The sequence below is a fragment of the Borrelia sp. RT5S genome, from assembly GCF_021165755.1.
GTDB lineage: Bacteria > Spirochaetota > Spirochaetia > Borreliales > Borreliaceae > Borrelia.
The window spans coordinates 22,335-39,529 of the sequence record NZ_CP088936.1; the positions used below are offsets into that span (position 1 = coordinate 22,335).

The window sequence follows — 17,195 nt, forward strand, 5'->3', positions numbered from 1 at the left end:
GTTTCTTAAATACTAAAATAATTAAGAATTAATATCTATATGTGATTTAAAAATAAAGTAGCATCACCATAAGAGAAAAATTTATAATTCATCTTAACGGCTTCTTTATAAGAATTCAATACAAAGTCTTTACCACCAAATGAAGAAACTAACATCAAGAGAGTTGATTCTGGTGTATGAAAATTTGTAAAAAGCATATCAACACACTTAAAGTCATACCCCTTCCCTGGATAAATAAAAAGGTCTGTTTTCTGTTCACCTCGCATAAATTCACTGCTACCTTCATAAGCTGATTCTAGTGCCCTAAGAGTGGTGGTTCCAACGGCTAGGATCTTTTTACCTAAAGTCATTGCTTTCTTAAGTCTCATTGCAACAGAATCTTTTATAAAAAACCTCTCAAAATGCATCTTATGTTCTTCTATTCTCTTTGTTCTTACGGGAAGAAAAGTCCCAAGCCCAACATGAAGTGTAATAAAATCATATTCAATGTTATTCTTGTCTAACAAAGAAAAAAATTCCCTGCTAAAATGCAGTCCCGCTGTAGCTGAGGCGGATGAGCCTATAAACTTAGAATAAATTGTTCGATAACGTTCCTCGTCTTCTTTTTCATAATTTCTCTTAATATAGGGTGGCAAAGGAATAAGTCCATATTGCTCGAAGTAAGATTCATCCACACATTCATTAAATTTAATAGTAAATTTATTATCTGACTTTGAAATTACCTGAGCCAACAAATTTTGAGGAAATTGATAAACTTTTCCAGTATTTTGCCTCCTAGATTTGGAAACTAGACATGTAAATACATCATCTGTTATTCTGTCTAGAATCAAAAATTCAACACTGCCCCCATTCTCTGTCTTGCCATATATTCTTGATTTCCTAACTCTTGAATCATTAAATACTAAAAATATATTGCTATCAATATATTTAAACATATCGTTAACAGAACGACCATGGTAGATTTTACGCCCACTGGGATCTAAAACCATCAACCTTGATGCTCCCCTTTTTCCACTTGGATGCTGTGCTATTAAGCTAGACGGCAAATTAAAATAAAATTCCTTGGTGTCCATTTTTTCTCATGATTCAAGTCATTATGTCCATCTTTATCTAAATTTAAAATGTCCATCTTTATCTAAAGATAAATGTGAATACGCAAAGTCAGTAGCCTTGCGCCCCCTACTAGTCCTCTCAATTAAACCTCTTAAAATAAGATAAGGTTCATAAAAATCTTCAAGAGAATCAGCCGTTTCACCAACCGAAATCGCTAAAGTCTCAACACCAACAGGCCCGCCTTTAAATTTCAGTATTAGATTTTTTAAAATATTTCTATCTTGTTCATCAAGCCCTTGTTCATCAATTTTTAGCATTTCAAGCCCAGAGCTAACGACACGTTCTGTAATCAAATTATACCCATTAACTTGCGCAAAGTCTCTCATTCGTCTCAAGATTCTATTTGCCACACGAGGCGTTCCCCTTGAGCTTCTTGCTAAAAGATATGAGGCCCTGTCTTCCAGCCTAACATTTAAAATAACAGCATTCCTTTTTATTATCTTTACAAGTTCTTCTTCATTATAAAGATCAAATCTAGATACAATTCCAAATCTCGCATAAAGAGGCGATGCCACCTTTCCTGGTTTTGTAGTAGCTCCAATTAAAGTGAATCTAGGAATAGGGATTCTTACCGTCCTTGCAGCAGGACCCTGCCCAATGACCCAATCTATCTCGTAATCTTCCATTGCAATGTAGAGCATCTCTTCTATTACAGGCTTAAGCCTGTGTATCTCATCAATAAATAAAACACTCTTTTCATCAAGAGTTGTCAAAATACCTACAATATCTTTTGGTTTATCAAGAGCTGGTGCTGAAGTCACCTTTATTGTAGTGTTCATTTCAAAGGCAATAATACTAGCAAGGGTAGTCTTGCCCAGCCCCGGAGGGCCACTTAAAAAAACATGGTCAAGCGCCTCATTTCTCTCTCTAGATGCTTTTATAAAAATATTTAAGTTTTCCTTGATGTGAGATTGCCCCGAAAAATCTCTAAGGGACTTTGGTCGAAGTTCACTCTCATTTCTGTCATACAGAAAATTTTTGTCAGAACTTAAAAAACTAGATCCCTCTCCCAAATCCATCTACAATCACCCTCTCTTTACCAAATATTTACCAAACAAAATTAACTCGAAAGTCTTTTTAAGGTTTCTCTGAATAAAAATTGCTCCTGGTCATCTTCTCCCAGCATTAAAAATTCATCCGTAGCCATGACCTCCTTTATTCCAGTCAAAACAAGTTTTCTATCAAAACCCATATTAACAATTGACTGTTCAAGATCTTTAAATTTAAACGTATCTGAACCTAACCCGTCTGTCTTAACAAGTTTCCCCCTAAGCTTTAAAAATATCTTACCCGCTGTTTTATTGCCAATCCCTTTAACCTTAGAAATAAGCTTAACATCTTCCCTTTCAATTGCATCTCTAAACTCACTGTATTTAATACCCGACAGTATCCTTAAAGCTGCTCTTGGCCCTATTCCTTCAACACCAATAAGTTCCTCAAAAATCGCTCTCTCTTCCGCATTTGCAAACCCAAAAAGCTTAATCTCATTTTCTCTTAAGTAAAGATAAGTTAATAATTCAACATCTTCTAGCAAATCAAAATCCATCATACAGAAATGACTAACTAAAATCTCAAATTCAAAGGAAAGCGCTGCAATAACGACACTGGTTGCTCCTTTTTCTACAACCTTACCGCAAATTTTGTTTATCATAGGCTAAATTATAATACATAAAAAACTCAAATTTATCTTATTTCTACTCAATAATTAATATAAAATAAGGCAAGGGGTCGTAGTATGAAAAACAAATTTACCACCAACTACTCTATTTGCGTCACATTATTTTTGTTAAGTCTACAACTAAGTCTGGAGGCAAAGCCTCTCAAACTAAAAGTTCCAAATGGATTTCAAGTTGAAGTCTTTATGGATAATATTGAAAAACCTAGAGGGCTTACAAGTGATGACGAGGGGAATATTTTCATAGGATCTTCAAGTAATTTTGCCTATCTAATCACAAAAAATAAAAAAATTTATACAATTGCTTCAAATCTTAAAAACCCAATAGGTATTTCTTATTTTAACAACAAATTGTACATTTCTTCGGTAAACAAGATTTATGTTGTTCAAGATGTAGTAAAGGAAATGACTAAAACTGTCTCTACCAATCAACTACATAAATGGAAAATAGAAGAATTCGCTGCATTGCCAGTTACAAATTCAAAAATACATGCTGGCAGATATATTAAGGTAGACAAGAAAAACAAAAAATTGATAGTCAATATTGGTTCTCCCAACAATGCCAGCATTCCTAAGGAGGAACACGAGGCGGTATTACTAGAAATTGATCTTGCGACTAAAGAAAAAAGTACAGTAGCCTATGGCGTTAGAAATTCAGTAGGGTTTGATTTCCATCCAACTAATAATCACATCTACTTCAGTGATAATGGAAGAGATCACCTAGGAGATAATCTACCGCCAGACGAGATTAATCTAGTATCTAAGCATGGAGAGCATTTTGGATTTCCATATATGTTTGGTAAAAACGGAAAGGATCCTTCCTTTTACCTTAAGGCCCCCAAAAACATTAGTTTCACACCTGCTATTTACGAGCTACCAGCTCACGTAGCACCTCTTGGAATACATTTTTACAGGGGAAACACATTCCCAAACGAGTATAAAAACAAGTTATTCATAGCTGAGCATGGATCTTGGAATAGAACAACTCCTGTTGGGTACAGGATAACAACACTAGACATTAATCCGAGTATGAAAACTGCAACAAATTACAAGATATTCCTAGACGGTCTCTTATCATCTGACGGCTCTAAAATAGGAAGACCTGTTGATATTATAACTTATTGGGATGGATCAATCTTGTTCTCAGATGACTTTGGGAACAAAATTTATAAGATACAGTACAACTAACTATAATTGCCATGACAAATCGCAAGCGCAAGTGCATCACTGCTGTGATCACTAGTAAACATAAAGTCAGAACTCCTCCCAAGTAAAATACGAATCATATATTTTACTTGCTCCTTTTTAAGCCCACCAAACCCGGAAATCGCATTCTTAACCTGTATTGGCGTATATGAGTAAAAATCTATGTCTTTTAAGACAAGAGTTAAAATGATGGCCCCCCTTGCCTCGGCAACTGCCATTGCCGTCTTCTTATTTTTAGCAAAATAGATATCCTCAACACTTGCAACATCAGGGCTAAACTTATCAATAACAAGATCAAGCTCTGTAAAAATTAACTTTATCCTATCCTTTAAAGACATAAAAGAACTGGTTACAATCGTCCCATCCTGTATATACACATACCGGCTTCCCTTTTTATCTAAAACCCCCCAGCCAACATTAGCAAGACCAGGGTCAATACCCAATATTCTCATTAGAATTTAAAAATTAAGCTGTAATTACTCAAGATTATCAAAAACCTCCAAATTATGAACAACTTCCTGCACATCATCAAAATCTTCCAATTTTTCAACAAGAGCAAGAATTTTATCTACTTGATCCTTACCCAAAGAAACCTTATTTTCAGGAATAAAGGCAATCTCTGACATCTCTTCTTCAAACTTAGTTTTTAAAATAGATAAAACTGTTTCAAAATTCTCATCACTTGTTATTACCTCTAATTCAGAACCTTCGCTCGAAATATCTTCTGCACCTGCTTCTAATGCAAGCTCCATTATCTCATCTTCAGAATATTTATCTAGGCTATAAGATATTAAACCTTTCCTGTGAAACATATAAGACACGGAACCAGGAGCCCCAAGAGAACCACCTCCCTTTGTAAGAACGCTTCTCACATCACTTGCAGTTCTATTTTTATTATCAGTTAGACACATAATCATCAAAGCCACACCATGAGGAGCATAAGCTTCATAGGTAAGTTCAATATATTCATTGCCTGCATTATCCCCAATGCCTTTCTTAATTGCTTTTTCAATATTATCTTTAGGCATATTAGACACTCTAGCCTTATTAATAGCAACTCTTAACCTAGGATTAGAGTCAACCTCACCACCACCCATCTTAGCAGCAATACTTATCTCCCTAATCAATTTAGTAAAGATTTTATTTCTCCTAGCGTCAAGTGCACCCTTCTTCCTCTTTATAGTCGACCATTTGCTATGACCAGACATTTAAACCTCCACCAATTTTTCTAATTTTTCCAAAACATCAAACCTACTATGTCTAACCAAATGTGCCTTAATGGTATTAAACATTAGCATAAGAACCGTAACAGGACCAATACCGCCCCTTACAGGAGTAATAAATTTAACATGCCCCCTAATTGCTTCAAAATCTACATCTCCAGCTAAAACAGTATCTCCTCCCTCTACCTCTAATTCGGAAATACCAATATCTATAACATAAGGATTACCAGATATCATGTTCAATCCAACTAACTTAGGCTTACCAACGGCAGAAATAATAATATCTGCTTGCCTCACATAAACATCCAAATAAGTACTCTTACTATGGCACACAATTACAGTAGCATTATAGGGCTTGCAAGAAAGCAAAATGGAAATAGGTCTTCCAACAAGAGCACTTCTTCCAATCACAACGACAGTCCTGCCAGAAGTTCCCACCTTCTGATCAAATAAAACTTTAAGAACAGCAAGAGCCGTGCAAGGAACAAATCCTTTTCTGTCACCCAAAACCAATTTACCCAAATTAATAGCAGAAAGTCCATCTACATCCTTTGTATGCACTATCTTATTTAAAACAGTACCTACATTTATTTCACCAAAAAGAGGTAGCTGAACAATAATCCCATCAGTATCTTCATTCAAATTTTCAGTCTCAATCAATTTCAAAATATTCTCTTGCTCTGCATTACTAGATAACTTAATAACACAAAAATTAATGCCAATCTCTTTTGATACTCTTTCTTTAATAGACACATAAAGTCTACTTGCAGGATTATCATTTGCCAAAATAACTTTCAAGGAAATCCTATTTACTAGATCATATTCTGCTAAAAACTTTTTCAATAACGAGTAGTATCTTTCCGCAAAAAGTTTACCATCAAAAATGTTGGTCAAACCAAACCCCCTATTATGATTAAGTCAAATATCACAAATCATACCCAATACTTATGCTTATATTGTAAATATAAACAAAATACTGTAAATGTAAATAAAAATCAATTTGAAAAAGAATTATTTGTAATAAAACATCTTTTTAAATTATAATGGTTGTAGCTAGCGATTTTTGAAGAATGGGGAATGATGGAAAGAAATCTTTTAGTTTGCTTAATCTGGCTGTTGTTGAATTCAAATGTGCCAAGGGTCGAAGCTTATTCAGTTGATAGGAATGGAAATTCTGTTCTTGGGGTGGATTTGAGCTTGGGGGTTCCTCTTTTTTATAATGATTTACTGAAGATCTATCCTTCTAATTTGTATCCTGGAGGGATTGGAGCTCTTAAATATCAATACCATATACTGAGTAGCCTGTCTGTAGGTCTTGAGCTTAGGTATTTGTTCAATTTTGACATTAATCAAACATTTAATTTACTCAATCCAGACTCTGGCATAGGCAAAACGCTTGGCATAGTTCCTATTACATTTTTAGTAAACTATGTCTTTGACATTGGCGAACTTTTTCAAGTGCCCATATTTTCAAATATAGGGTTTTCCCTAAACTCTTACGGAGATAAAAGTGATAACATCTCAAATTTAAGGACCTTTGATGCAATGCCTATAATTTCAATTGGTTGTGGGGTTCTGTGGAACTCCAACCACAAATGGGCTCTAGGTTTTACAACCTCATGGTGGTCGATGTTTGAATTTGGCAGATCCGCTAAAGCAGGACACTTTTTGCTAGTTTCTCTTTCAGTGATAGTAAATGTAAATAAATTGTAGGGTTGAATATGAACAGTAAAGATTTTAAAAAATTCATTTTGATAATATTGATATCACTCGTTGGCTCATGTTCAAGTGAATCTATCTTTTCTCAACTTAGTAAGCTACAAAAGATAAGCAGTGATAATAATACGTTAGACAGTTCAAGTCCGAGTGGTGTTTCACTGGTTAATGGTACTTTATATATTGCGGCCATGCACTTGTTTAAAAAAGAAAATGGAAGTATTGAAAAAGTAAATTTTAGTGATTCTTATGAGTTTGTAATTGATCTCGTTAATATTTCAGGAAAAACATATCTGTTAGCACAAAGCAAGAAAGGTAAGTTGGAGCTCTATCTCCTTGAAAATGACAACTGGAAGCTTGTTTTTCAAAAAAATTTAAATGCTATCAAATTCTTAAAATCCATAGACACAACTGGAGTCAAATCAGCTTATCTCCTAGCATCGGAAGAAAATGGAAATCAAATTATTCTAGACATTAACGGAAATAACAAAACACCTGAAGGTACATACAAGGATGACAAATTTTATCAAATATCAAACAAACATAAATCAATCACAGGAAGATTTGCAAAAATTTGGAAACTAGACGGTGGTAACCCTACACAGGTTAATTCAACAAATGAAATAATGCCTATAGTAGATACAAATATACGTGGTTTTGACGAGACCTTGGTCATGACTGGCGGTGGCTATGATACATCAGACAATAAGCTTAAAGTGTACTCAAGTACGAATAATTATCAAGAGCCAGTTTTTAGCCGAGAAGACATAGGGGGATTTGTTGCATATTTTGCAAGAGAAGTTAATGGAACAATACTTATTGGCAGCAATAATGGATTTGTTGAACTTGTTAAAGACGAAAACACATTCGCCCTGCAATCACCTTCCCAATCCGTATCACAAGGTTCCTACAATGCCTCACAATTGAGCAAAACAAAGCTTAACAACATTATACCCATAAACGGAAAAATTTACATACTGACTCAGGGAAAGGGCCTATGGAAGATTGAAAACAGTGAACTAACTAAAGAATAAGCGGTGGAAATTCATCGTAAAATTTGAATACCTGGCCTTGCTAGTCTCATAACTGAGATATTTCTTTACCCTAATAAAACCCAAATTGTTATTCATGTTGGATCTGAAGTGTAGGTAGTTTATGTTGTTTGTATTAAAAATACAACCTTCATCATTGATGACTCTAATTTCTAAATCAAGTAAATGCTTAGCAAGCAATACGTCTCTCGTGATTACAATGCTATTCTTGTCAACTAATCCCAAAATGCAAGAATCGACATCACCTACAACCCTAAAATCAACATTTTTAGCTCCTTTTAAATTTAAAGATTTATTTGAAACTAAAATAAGTCCTATGCTCCTTTTAAAGACAAAACTCTGCAAAAATCTTATCACTCTTGAATTACAAGAGTCAGCATCAACAAAAATTTTATCTAACAATCTTGTAATCCATTATCTTTAATACTAAAGAAGATTCTATTTTGTCCTTCCTAATAGGACCAAATACTCTGGAATCATTCAAAATTTTTAAATTCTCATTTAAGAGAAAAAACTCATTTTTCTTTAAAGTAAAGCATTTAATTGGCTCATTAGATTTAAAAAAATCATTTAACTTATAATTACCTATTAAGGTGCCATTTAAATAGAAAGAACCATCGCCACCTCTGTTAACCAATACATCAAAACCTTTAACATAAACTACATCTCCACAAGTAGAAACTATTCTTGATACACTGTACTTTTTTGTATGAAAAATTTTATCCAAACAAAATAAATCTCTGAAAAAATCTAATACAACACTACCCTCTAGAGCTAAATCTTCATAAAGCACAATATCATTGATCCTGAAGGGCACAAAAAAAGACCTTACATATTTTGAAACAAAAATTAAATTATGATTCTTAGTTATTAAAGGAAGCATTTCTTCACCTTGAAAATTAAAAATTTGCATAACAAATTTTGTATTAATATAGTTTAAAATCAAAAAAAGCAATATAAGATTAAGAAAAATTTTTCTTCGCTTTTTTCTCAGAAGCCTTTGTTCAAAAGTCAAACATGCAGCCATTTTTAAAGAAAACCCATCCTAGAGAAAGGAAAATGCAAGAAAAAAGTCCTACCAAGTATCTTATTTTTGTTTATGACCCCAAAAAATCTACCATCATGAGAATTATCTCTATTATCCCCAATGGGCAACACATATCCATAAGGCACATACAAACCATAATCTCTTATTATTGCTTTTTCCATGTAATAATCAACATATGGCATGAAAGCCACTAAATAACTATACTCTAATCTCTCAACTTCAAATCTATCAACAACCCTCACATTAAAAAACGAAAAATCGGGCGTGCTCTCTAGATTTAAACTTAGCTGCCTTAATGCAATAAACATAGCAAGTTCATCATAAACCTTATAATCTTCTTCTTCAACAAGTTTTTTTGAAGCAAAATCATATCCCAAAGAAGCTTTATACAATTTTTCTTCTATAAAATTCTCTTCTCCTTCTTTCTTAACAAACAATTTTCCATTTCGGAATCTTATAACTTTACCATCAGCAAATAATGCCCTTTTTACAAAAAACCTAACACTAGGATTTCCATCTTCATCTCTGTCAAGATCAATAAAGGAGAAAGTCAACATAAAAATTATTCTCTGAAAAATATCAAAAAAAATTCCCTTTGACTTATATTCTATATTTTCAAAAATAACAATATCTGTCTCTCCTGGTTCCCTAATTCCATTCATTTTACCCATTCCAGGTAAAAATTCAGGACCATAAGAAAACTTATCTACAAATAAAAAATCTCCTACCTTAAGAGTATCTTCCATGGATCCTGTTGGGATTCTAAATCCTTGCAAAAAATACTGATTTATTGCCAAAACAAAAATCACAGCACCTAAAAACTCAAACAGAAAATTAACCAAAGAGCCTCGCTTCCTAGCCTTTAGCCTATAAAGGTACTTCTTTTTTTTCCTATAGGTTAGATATCTCTCAATAGACTTCACTAAAAAGTGAGCCAACTTATCTAATTTTCCTAGATACATAAATTATGCCCTCAGTAATAAAATATACATAAAATCAAAATTTATTAAAATACTTAAAACAAGCATTTAAAGACAAAGCAACTTAAAGTTGACCTTATCTTCATACTTCCCTATAATTACACATGTGATTCAGAAAGAAGACAAAGTGGATGATGAGGCTTTTAAAGTAAAGTTAAAACCGATATTAGGCATGGTGCCTGAGGTTTATGTTTTATTAATATTACTGACCCTGCTTTTATCACTAATCTTTATTTTTTTAGTAAATCCTAAGCTAAAGAACCCTGGAGCCTATCTGAGTGTAAAGACCAATATTGACAATGCACATGTTTACCTAGATGAAAAATACCTTGGAAGAACTCCACTAAATAAATACACAAATGCTGCCAGAGGAACCTTAAGAATCAAAAGAATGGGATTTGATACTTATGAAAAACAAATTGAGATAAAAAACAAGTTTTTCACAAGCTATAAATTTAATATCAGTTTAGATTTAAGAGATCCTGACAAAATTATGCAGCAAAGACAAAAAGAACTCTCCGTTATGACAAAGCTTAAAAACACTAGTGACAATATACAACCAATACCCATATTCTCACTGATTTTAAACGATTTGAAAGACAGGCCAGAATACATTAAAAAATTTTTAAGGATTTCTATCCCGTATCTAAATTCAAGTGCAGTGTTTAAAGACTTTCTTGTAGCATACAGATCAGTTTACTTGGTAGATGACAAAAGCAATGAGGAGATGTGGAAATCTTTACAACAAAACTTTAATCTAGAAGACAGGGCCGCTATTTGGTTTTTTGAAAATCTAGACAATGAACAGCAAAGACAAATATCTGATGAAAAATGGTTTATGGCAATAGTAGAAAAATTAAAAGATGAAAATAAAATACTGACATCTGAAAATAAGAGTGTAGATCTAACTTTAAGGGGCTTTAAAAAGGTAGCTTCAGGCACTATTGAAAGCGCTCAAAGTTATAAATTACATACCCGAAATATTACAATCAAAACTACATATAAATTAAAAGAATTTTTAATACAGAATCAAAATATTACTAAAGCTGAATATCAGATGTTCTTAAACAAAAATCCTAGATGGTCATTCAACAATAAAGATAATTTAATAAAAGAAGAACTGGTAGATGACAGATATCTTAAGAATTTTGAGCAGATGCCCTTTAATGAAGATATTACTAACATACCTTACAATGCAGCTTTAGAATATGCTAGATGGTATTCTTCAAATCTACCAAAAGGATTTACAGCAAGACTCCCTTTACCTCAAGAGTGGGAGCTGTATCAAAGAGAAGAATCAAAATCAATCGATAGTTTAAATGTCAATGAAATATCTGAAAAAGTTGGATTTTGGAATCTAATGCAAAACTCAAACTTTAATGATCTCTTATTATTTAGAGATGAGAATCAAAATAACATATATTCCACACACTTTGATTCACTAATAACCGAAGTTAGAACATATAATTACAATGACAGCTCAGTACTTAGGCCTTCAACAAGAGCTTCTTTTTTTAAAAATTGGAGTTCACCAAATATTGGATTTAGATTAATTATTGAAAAGGAATAGAGATGGCCTTATTATTGCTTGAAAACAAAAAAGCAAAATTCAACTACTTCGTTGAAGATAAAATAACCTGCGGTCTTGTATTAAGAGGAACTGAGGTCAAGTCTATTAAACTTAAAAAAGTTTCATTTAATGATAGTTTTGCCACTATTAGAAAAGATGAAATGTGGCTTGAAAATTTACATATATCTAAGTATAAGGAAGGCAACATCTTTAATCATGAGGAGATAAGAAGCAGAAAACTACTTCTTAAAAAGAAAGAAATACAAAAACTAAAAAAATTCAAAGAAAAAGAAGGATATACTTTAGTTCCCATTGCAATTTATCTAAAACACTCACTGATTAAAGTAGAACTAGGAGTATGCAAAGGAAAAAAATTATTCGACAAAAGAGAAGTCTTAAAACAGAAAAGCATCAAAAAGGAGCTAAGTCGAGAAATTAAACAATACAGGTAATCTAGCTGCCAATGAACACAAAAGACCAGAGCAGCTATGAAAACCACTCCAATCTAACTAAATAAACTTAAACTAATAGTTTTTTGTAAAAGAAATCCCAAACCCAGGCACGTTACTGTCATTCATGGCAACACCAAGTCCAGGCTGGAACCCTCCTAAAGCGGCCACCAAGCTTTGCTTAAGCCTTGCATTATAGCTAGAAGCATGCGTAAACGGAAGAACAATTTCAACAAGCCTTGTTATAGCAAAAGTCACTCCCCCTACTGCTATTAAAGATACCCCAAGGACCGGCCACTCCTTCTCCTTCCCTTCCTCAAGCTTACTCACACCACCAATAGAATACACGCCATAAGCCAACAACCCAGCACCAATAGCATCAAACGCCAAAACAGACAAGCCACCAAGAATATCTCCCTGAGCAAAAGACCCTATCCCAAATCCCAAAAATAGATTCAGAAAAAACGGAATCAAAGGATCCTTCTTAGACGTCTCATAAATTAACAACTTACTCACTGAATCACCACCAGTCTTTTCATCCCCAGTCTGCGCAAAACCGGCAAAAGTACAAAAAGAAAACAAAACCACAATCAACATTCTCTTCATCAAATAACCTCCTTCATTGTGCTATAAATATACTATATTATCAATATACTATCAACAGCACAAAGCAAATCTATTAATGAAGCAACGGTAACAAAAAGATGCAAAAATTACTACCTAAACTTAACCTTTTTAAGCTTGCTGCTTGAAATTTTCTTACCCACAGAAGTCCTTGATTTAGTCACAAACTCATCAATACTGATCGCTTTAACAACACCTTCACTAGTGGCAAATTCTACAACTTCTGGATTTAAAGCAAAAGCTACAAATTCGTCTCCGTCATCCAAAAACTTGTAAATCTTATCTGTAACAAACTTATCTACTCTAAATCTCTTAACATAATGCAAGTTTTCAGATTTATTAAGATAAATAATAGAAAATACCTGCTCTTTTGAACTATTTATATCATAAACTAAAGCACTTACATTATTTTTATCGATAAAAGTCTTATCCTCAATATTTTTTATGATATAAGATTTTTTCTTAAATACTAATATTTTGTCATAATAACTAGCATTACCAATAAATTCACCATCAATAAGACTGGTCCCAACAAAACCAGATTTCAAATTTAAATAAACTTTCATATTCTTAGTAGCTATTTCCCTAACATTTTTTGACTGAATAAGAGATATCTCCGTCTTCCTTTTGTAAAGTTTAGAATACTTTGCAAGAAGCTTATCAATAAAATCTATTGAATATCCTCTAATCGCCCTAATGCTACTCTCCACGCTCTTTAATTCCTTACTGAAAGCTTTAATATCTTTATTATTCTTATCAATATCAAAAATACTTATTTTCCGAATAGGAATTTTAAGTAAATTTTCAATATCACCCAAAACAATCTCTCTGTAAAAACTGTCTCTATATTTTAAGATATTATCTAAAATAATACCCACAACATCAGATTCTTTAGAAACAGTCTCAAGTACCTTATAAATTCTCTTCTCAATAAATATTTGCTCTAGGGTTTTATAAAAAATTTTTTCAAGTATTTTACTTCTCTGTAATTCAAGCTCAGTCTTTAAAACCTTTTGCAAATGCTCCGCATGAAATTTGATAATGTCTGTAATGGTATAAGTAACAGGATACCTATCGCTGAGCAAAAGCAAATTAACAGAAATAGATATCTGACAATTTGTATAATGATACAGTTTTTCAATAACTTCATTCGCGTATACTCCCCTTGGGAGAGTTAACTCAATCTCCACACGCTCCGTGGTAAAGTCGTTAATACTTGTCACCTTAATATAATTCTTTCGGATAGCTTTTTCAATCGAAGCTATTATGCTCTCAGTAGTCTCACCAAATGGCAATTCCTTTATTAAAATGGTCCTATTATCCTCTGTAGCCTCGATTTTAGCACGAACCAAAACTTTTCCATTCCCATCCGCATACTCATTAACATCAACTATTCCACCCGTAGGAAAATCCGGATAAAGTTCATAAGACTCGCCTAGTAGTTCACTCCTTACAGCATTCAAAATTTCATTAAAATTGTGTGGTAAAATTTTCGCAGCCATACCAACTGCAATTCCCTCACTCCCCTGAATAAGCACTACTGGAATTTTTGCAGGAAAAATCAAAGGTTCATTATTACGTCCATCATAAGAAGGCTCATAAGATGTTATCTCCTTGCTATAAAGCACATCAAACGCTAAAGGAGTTAATCGACATTCAATGTAACGGGACGCAGATGCGGGATCACCAGTTAAAAGATTGCCAAAATTCCCCTGCTTCTCAATAAATAAATCCTTGTTCGCCATATTAACAAGGGCCTCATAAATGGAAGTATCTCCGTGAGGATGATACTTCATTGTATTTCCAACAACATTTGCAACCTTGTGAAAATTGCTATCATGCATCTCAAAAAGAGAATGTATAATTCTCCTCTGCACAGGCTTAAATCCGTCAATAACACTTGCAATTGCGCGATCCTTAATGACGTATGATGAATATTGCAAAAAATTATCTCTGAGTAGTGTTCTAATGTCCATTAAATCAAATTCTCCATAATAAAGCGACGCCTATCAGGAGTATTTTGTCCCATATAAAACCCCAACTTCTCTTTTATGTCCTTAATATTGAAAAGATCAACCTTTGTAAGTTTAATATTAGAAACATCAATAAAACCCCTAAACTCACTTGGAGAAATTTCTCCAAGTCCCTTAAATCTTGTTACCTCAGGATTATTAACCTCAAGCATAGCCTTTTGTTTCTCTTCCTCAGAATAACAATAAACAGTAGTTTTTTTATTCCTTACCCTGAAAAGTGGAGTTTCTAATATGTACATATGCCCATTTAAAACCAAATCTTCAAAATAAGTTAGGAAAAATGTTAAAAGTAAATTTCTAATATGAAACCCGTCAAAATCAGCATCCGTAGCGATCACCACCTTGTTATATCTTAAATTTTCAACCGATTCTTCAATACCAAGAGCTACCATCATGTTGTAAAGCTCCTCATTCTTATATATTTCAGATTTACTCTTCTCAAACATGTTTTGGGGCTTACCTCTAAGAGAAAATATAGCCTGAGTGTACACATCCCTACAAGACACCATGGAACCTGTAGCAGAATCTCCTTCCGTTAGGAATATCATGGTAACCTCAGATTGAATACTCTTTTCATTAAAGTGAAATTTACAATCTTTAAGCTTGGGAATCTTAAAAGATATTTTCTTTGCTCTCTCCTTTGCTTCCTTCCTTACACTACTTAATTCTTTTCTAAGGCGTTCATTGTCAACCACCTTGCTCTCAATTGCCTTTGCTAAAGTTTTATTTTTATAAAGAATCTCTGAAATTATTCTTTGCACTTCTTTAGCGACATTACCTCTAGTTTCAATATTGCCAAGTTTATTTTTAGTCTGACTTTCAAATATTGGATCTTTTATCTTAACAGAGAGAGTAGCCACCAGCCCCTCTCTAATATCGGTAGATGAATACGTCTTCTTAAGAAAATCATTAATGGCTCTAGCAAAACCTTCTCTAAAGCCTGTCTGATGTGTCCCTCCATCGCTAGTATACTGCCCATTTACAAATGAGAAATATGTCTCCCCATAATTACTTGTATGAGAAAAGGCAAATTCTAAAGTCTTACTAGAATAGTAAACAAAATCATAAAGTAGATCTTCATTTTTAATTTCAGAGTTTATAAAATCTAGGAGCCCCTTTTTAGACTCAAAAATTTGATCATTATAATTAATTTTAAGGCCCTTATTTAAGCAGGCATAATGAAAAAATCTTCTATTTAGAAAATCCTCACTATACTTGTACTTGCCAAAAATTTCCGTATCTGCTAAAAACTCAATATAAGTACCATTTCTCTCATCAGAGTTTCCCTCTGAAGTCTTCATCAAATTTCCCTTAGAAAAAAGAGCCTCAAAGAATTTACCATCCCTTATTGACCTTACCAAAAATCTTGAACTTAAAGCGTTAACAGCTTTAGTGCCAACTCCATTAAGTCCCACAGAAAATTGAAATACATCATCATTATATTTAGCACCAGTATTGATAATAGAAACACTCTCTACAACTTTTCCAAGAGGAATACCTCGCCCATAATCTCTGACTCCAATAACATTATTTTCTTTTCTTATAAATATTTCCTTACCATAACCCACAATAAATTCATCAATAGAATTGTCGATTATTTCTTTAATTAAAATATAAATACCATCGTCAATATTAGACCCATCCCCAAGCCTCCCTATGTACATCCCAGACCGCAACCTAATATGCTCAAGGGAAGACAAGGTAACAATTTTACTCTCATCGTAGCTATTTGTCTTCATCTAAATCCCTGTTAATGCCATATTGCACCTTCATTTTTTCCAATTTTTTAACTATTTTATCCCGCACAATAACATGAAGATTCTCTTTCTCATCGTTTTTTAAACTACAAACATCTATTGGAGAATGAACATGCACATACACAGATAATCCTGAATTAAATATAAAATTTTTAAGAAAAACCTTATGCGTATTAAGAAGAGTAACGGGTATAATCGGAGAGTTTGTCCTCAGAGCTAGATTCATAGCGCCTCTCTTAAATTTCCCCACTTCACCGCCTCTACTTCTAGTCCCTTCAGGAAAAATTCCAATAAATCTTCCCTCTTTAATAACCTTAATAGCCATCCTTTGGGCATTAGCAGAAGACTTTAGACTATTCCTCTGCACGGGAATGGCCCCTATGCAAACTAACATCAGATTAAGAAAGGGAATAGTAAAAAGTGACCTCTTAGCAACCACTACAAAGGGCTGCACAAATATGTAAATTAAAAAAATTGCATCCATTGCAGCAACATGATTTCCCATAATCACCGCACTACCTCCCCTGCTAGATAAACAATCATCACTGTCTCTTGTAACAACGACCTTAATATCAGAAAGCCATAAGGTAATATTGATCCCGAATCTCATTAACACAAAACTAAGTTTTACAAAATAATTCTCAAATTTAAAAATTCTAAAAATTAAATACACCGGAAATGAAACAGTAAAAATGAAAAAAAAGAAAAGAGCATTAGCATAGGTAAGAACATTCCTTAATACTCTTATA

Annotated in this window: 18 protein-coding genes; 5 read left to right on the forward strand and 13 right to left on the reverse strand. The window is 33.3% G+C overall.

Translation table 11 applies throughout. The features are described from left to right. Positions 1-35 precede the first annotated feature (35 nt). The 3 genes from queA to ruvA are packed head-to-tail and all read right to left on the reverse strand — an operon-like array spanning position 36 to position 2,764. Positions 36-1,073: a tRNA preQ1(34) S-adenosylmethionine ribosyltransferase-isomerase QueA gene (gene queA / locus LSO06_RS00115; RefSeq protein WP_231760079.1), complete on the reverse strand. Its 1,038-nt coding sequence runs from the start codon at positions 1,071-1,073 to the stop codon at positions 36-38. Between the two features lie 33 nt (positions 1,074-1,106). Beyond that, a complete protein-coding gene (gene ruvB, locus LSO06_RS00120) occupies positions 1,107-2,132 on the reverse strand; it encodes a Holliday junction branch migration DNA helicase RuvB (protein ID WP_231760080.1) in 1,026 nt (341 codons plus the stop codon). A 41-nt stretch (positions 2,133-2,173) separates the two neighbouring features. Next, on the reverse strand, positions 2,174-2,764 hold the full coding sequence (ruvA, locus tag LSO06_RS00125; RefSeq protein ID WP_231760081.1) for a Holliday junction branch migration protein RuvA: 591 nt from the start codon (positions 2,762-2,764) through the stop codon (positions 2,174-2,176). Positions 2,765-2,848: 84 nt separating this feature from the next. Between ruvA and LSO06_RS00130 the strand changes: the two genes are divergently transcribed. Then, complete coding sequence (locus LSO06_RS00130) at positions 2,849-3,976, forward strand: PQQ-dependent sugar dehydrogenase (protein WP_231760082.1); 1,128 nt, start codon at positions 2,849-2,851, stop codon at positions 3,974-3,976. Here LSO06_RS00130 and ruvC read toward each other — a convergent pair. Genes ruvC through LSO06_RS00145 form a run of 3 tightly spaced genes read right to left on the reverse strand, consistent with a single transcriptional unit; the run spans position 3,973 to position 6,111 of the window. Beyond that, the gene (gene ruvC / locus LSO06_RS00135; RefSeq protein WP_231760083.1) at positions 3,973-4,446 is read right to left on the reverse strand and encodes a crossover junction endodeoxyribonuclease RuvC; all 474 of its coding nucleotides are present in this window, start codon (positions 4,444-4,446) and stop codon (positions 3,973-3,975) included. The two genes, LSO06_RS00130 and ruvC, sit on opposite strands and share 4 nt — an antisense overlap. A 24-nt stretch (positions 4,447-4,470) precedes the next feature. Continuing rightward, the gene (locus LSO06_RS00140) at positions 4,471-5,202 is read right to left on the reverse strand and encodes a YebC/PmpR family DNA-binding transcriptional regulator (RefSeq protein WP_231760084.1); all 732 of its coding nucleotides are present in this window, start codon (positions 5,200-5,202) and stop codon (positions 4,471-4,473) included. Continuing rightward, entirely contained in the window at positions 5,203-6,111 is a 909-nt protein-coding gene (locus LSO06_RS00145) for a bifunctional 5,10-methylenetetrahydrofolate dehydrogenase/5,10-methenyltetrahydrofolate cyclohydrolase (protein WP_231760085.1), read from the reverse strand. A 186-nt stretch (positions 6,112-6,297) separates the two neighbouring features. Between LSO06_RS00145 and LSO06_RS00150 the strand changes: the two genes are divergently transcribed. Together LSO06_RS00150 and LSO06_RS00155 are read left to right on the forward strand one after the other, a co-directional pair. Continuing rightward, positions 6,298-6,930 (forward strand): BB0027 family outer member beta-barrel protein, encoded by a 633-nt coding sequence (locus LSO06_RS00150; RefSeq protein ID WP_231760086.1) that lies wholly within the window; start codon positions 6,298-6,300, stop codon positions 6,928-6,930. Between the two features lie 8 nt (positions 6,931-6,938). Continuing rightward, positions 6,939-7,967: a hypothetical protein gene (locus tag LSO06_RS00155; protein WP_231760087.1), complete on the forward strand. Its 1,029-nt coding sequence runs from the start codon at positions 6,939-6,941 to the stop codon at positions 7,965-7,967. Here the strand turns inward: LSO06_RS00155 and LSO06_RS00160 are convergent. From LSO06_RS00160 to LSO06_RS00170, 3 genes are read right to left on the reverse strand one after another with little or no spacing between them, the layout of a single operon-like run. Next, entirely contained in the window at positions 7,953-8,387 is a 435-nt protein-coding gene (locus LSO06_RS00160) for a DUF188 domain-containing protein (protein ID WP_231760088.1), read from the reverse strand. The two genes, LSO06_RS00155 and LSO06_RS00160, sit on opposite strands and share 15 nt — an antisense overlap. Beyond that, positions 8,377-9,012 (reverse strand): signal peptidase I, encoded by a 636-nt coding sequence (gene lepB / locus LSO06_RS00165; protein ID WP_231760089.1) that lies wholly within the window; start codon positions 9,010-9,012, stop codon positions 8,377-8,379. Before lepB ends, LSO06_RS00160 begins: the two co-directional genes overlap by 11 nt. A 2-nt stretch (positions 9,013-9,014) precedes the next feature. Continuing rightward, positions 9,015-9,995 carry a S26 family signal peptidase gene (locus tag LSO06_RS00170; RefSeq protein WP_231760090.1) on the reverse strand — a complete coding sequence of 327 codons (981 nt, stop codon included), beginning with the start codon at positions 9,993-9,995 and terminating at the stop codon, positions 9,015-9,017. 124 nt (positions 9,996-10,119) lie between these two features. On the opposite strand from LSO06_RS00170, the gene LSO06_RS00175 reads away from it, so the two are divergent. Further along, entirely contained in the window at positions 10,120-11,583 is a 1,464-nt protein-coding gene (locus LSO06_RS00175) for an SUMF1/EgtB/PvdO family nonheme iron enzyme (protein WP_231760091.1), read from the forward strand. Positions 11,584-11,585: 2 nt separating this feature from the next. Beyond that, positions 11,586-12,035 carry an SsrA-binding protein SmpB gene (gene smpB, locus LSO06_RS00180; RefSeq protein WP_231760092.1) on the forward strand — a complete coding sequence of 150 codons (450 nt, stop codon included), beginning with the start codon at positions 11,586-11,588 and terminating at the stop codon, positions 12,033-12,035. A gap of 72 nt (positions 12,036-12,107) precedes the next feature. Here smpB and LSO06_RS00185 read toward each other — a convergent pair whose 3' ends face one another. The 4 genes from LSO06_RS00185 to LSO06_RS00200 all read right to left on the reverse strand — a co-directional run bounded on the left by LSO06_RS00185 (position 12,108) and on the right by LSO06_RS00200 (position 17,194). Then, positions 12,108-12,638 carry a P13 family porin gene (locus tag LSO06_RS00185; RefSeq protein WP_231760093.1) on the reverse strand — a complete coding sequence of 177 codons (531 nt, stop codon included), beginning with the start codon at positions 12,636-12,638 and terminating at the stop codon, positions 12,108-12,110. A 110-nt stretch (positions 12,639-12,748) separates the two neighbouring features. After that, positions 12,749-14,632 carry a DNA topoisomerase IV subunit A gene (locus tag LSO06_RS00190; RefSeq protein ID WP_231760094.1) on the reverse strand — a complete coding sequence of 628 codons (1,884 nt, stop codon included), beginning with the start codon at positions 14,630-14,632 and terminating at the stop codon, positions 12,749-12,751. After that, complete coding sequence (locus LSO06_RS00195; RefSeq protein WP_231760095.1) at positions 14,632-16,428, reverse strand: DNA topoisomerase IV subunit B; 1,797 nt, start codon at positions 16,426-16,428, stop codon at positions 14,632-14,634. The genes LSO06_RS00190 and LSO06_RS00195 overlap by 1 nt, the downstream gene beginning before the upstream one ends. Beyond that, positions 16,415-17,194, reverse strand: coding sequence for a lysophospholipid acyltransferase family protein (locus tag LSO06_RS00200; protein ID WP_231760837.1), 780 nt, complete (start codon positions 17,192-17,194; stop codon positions 16,415-16,417). Before LSO06_RS00200 ends, LSO06_RS00195 begins: the two co-directional genes overlap by 14 nt. Between the last annotated feature and the right edge of the window lies 1 nt (position 17,195).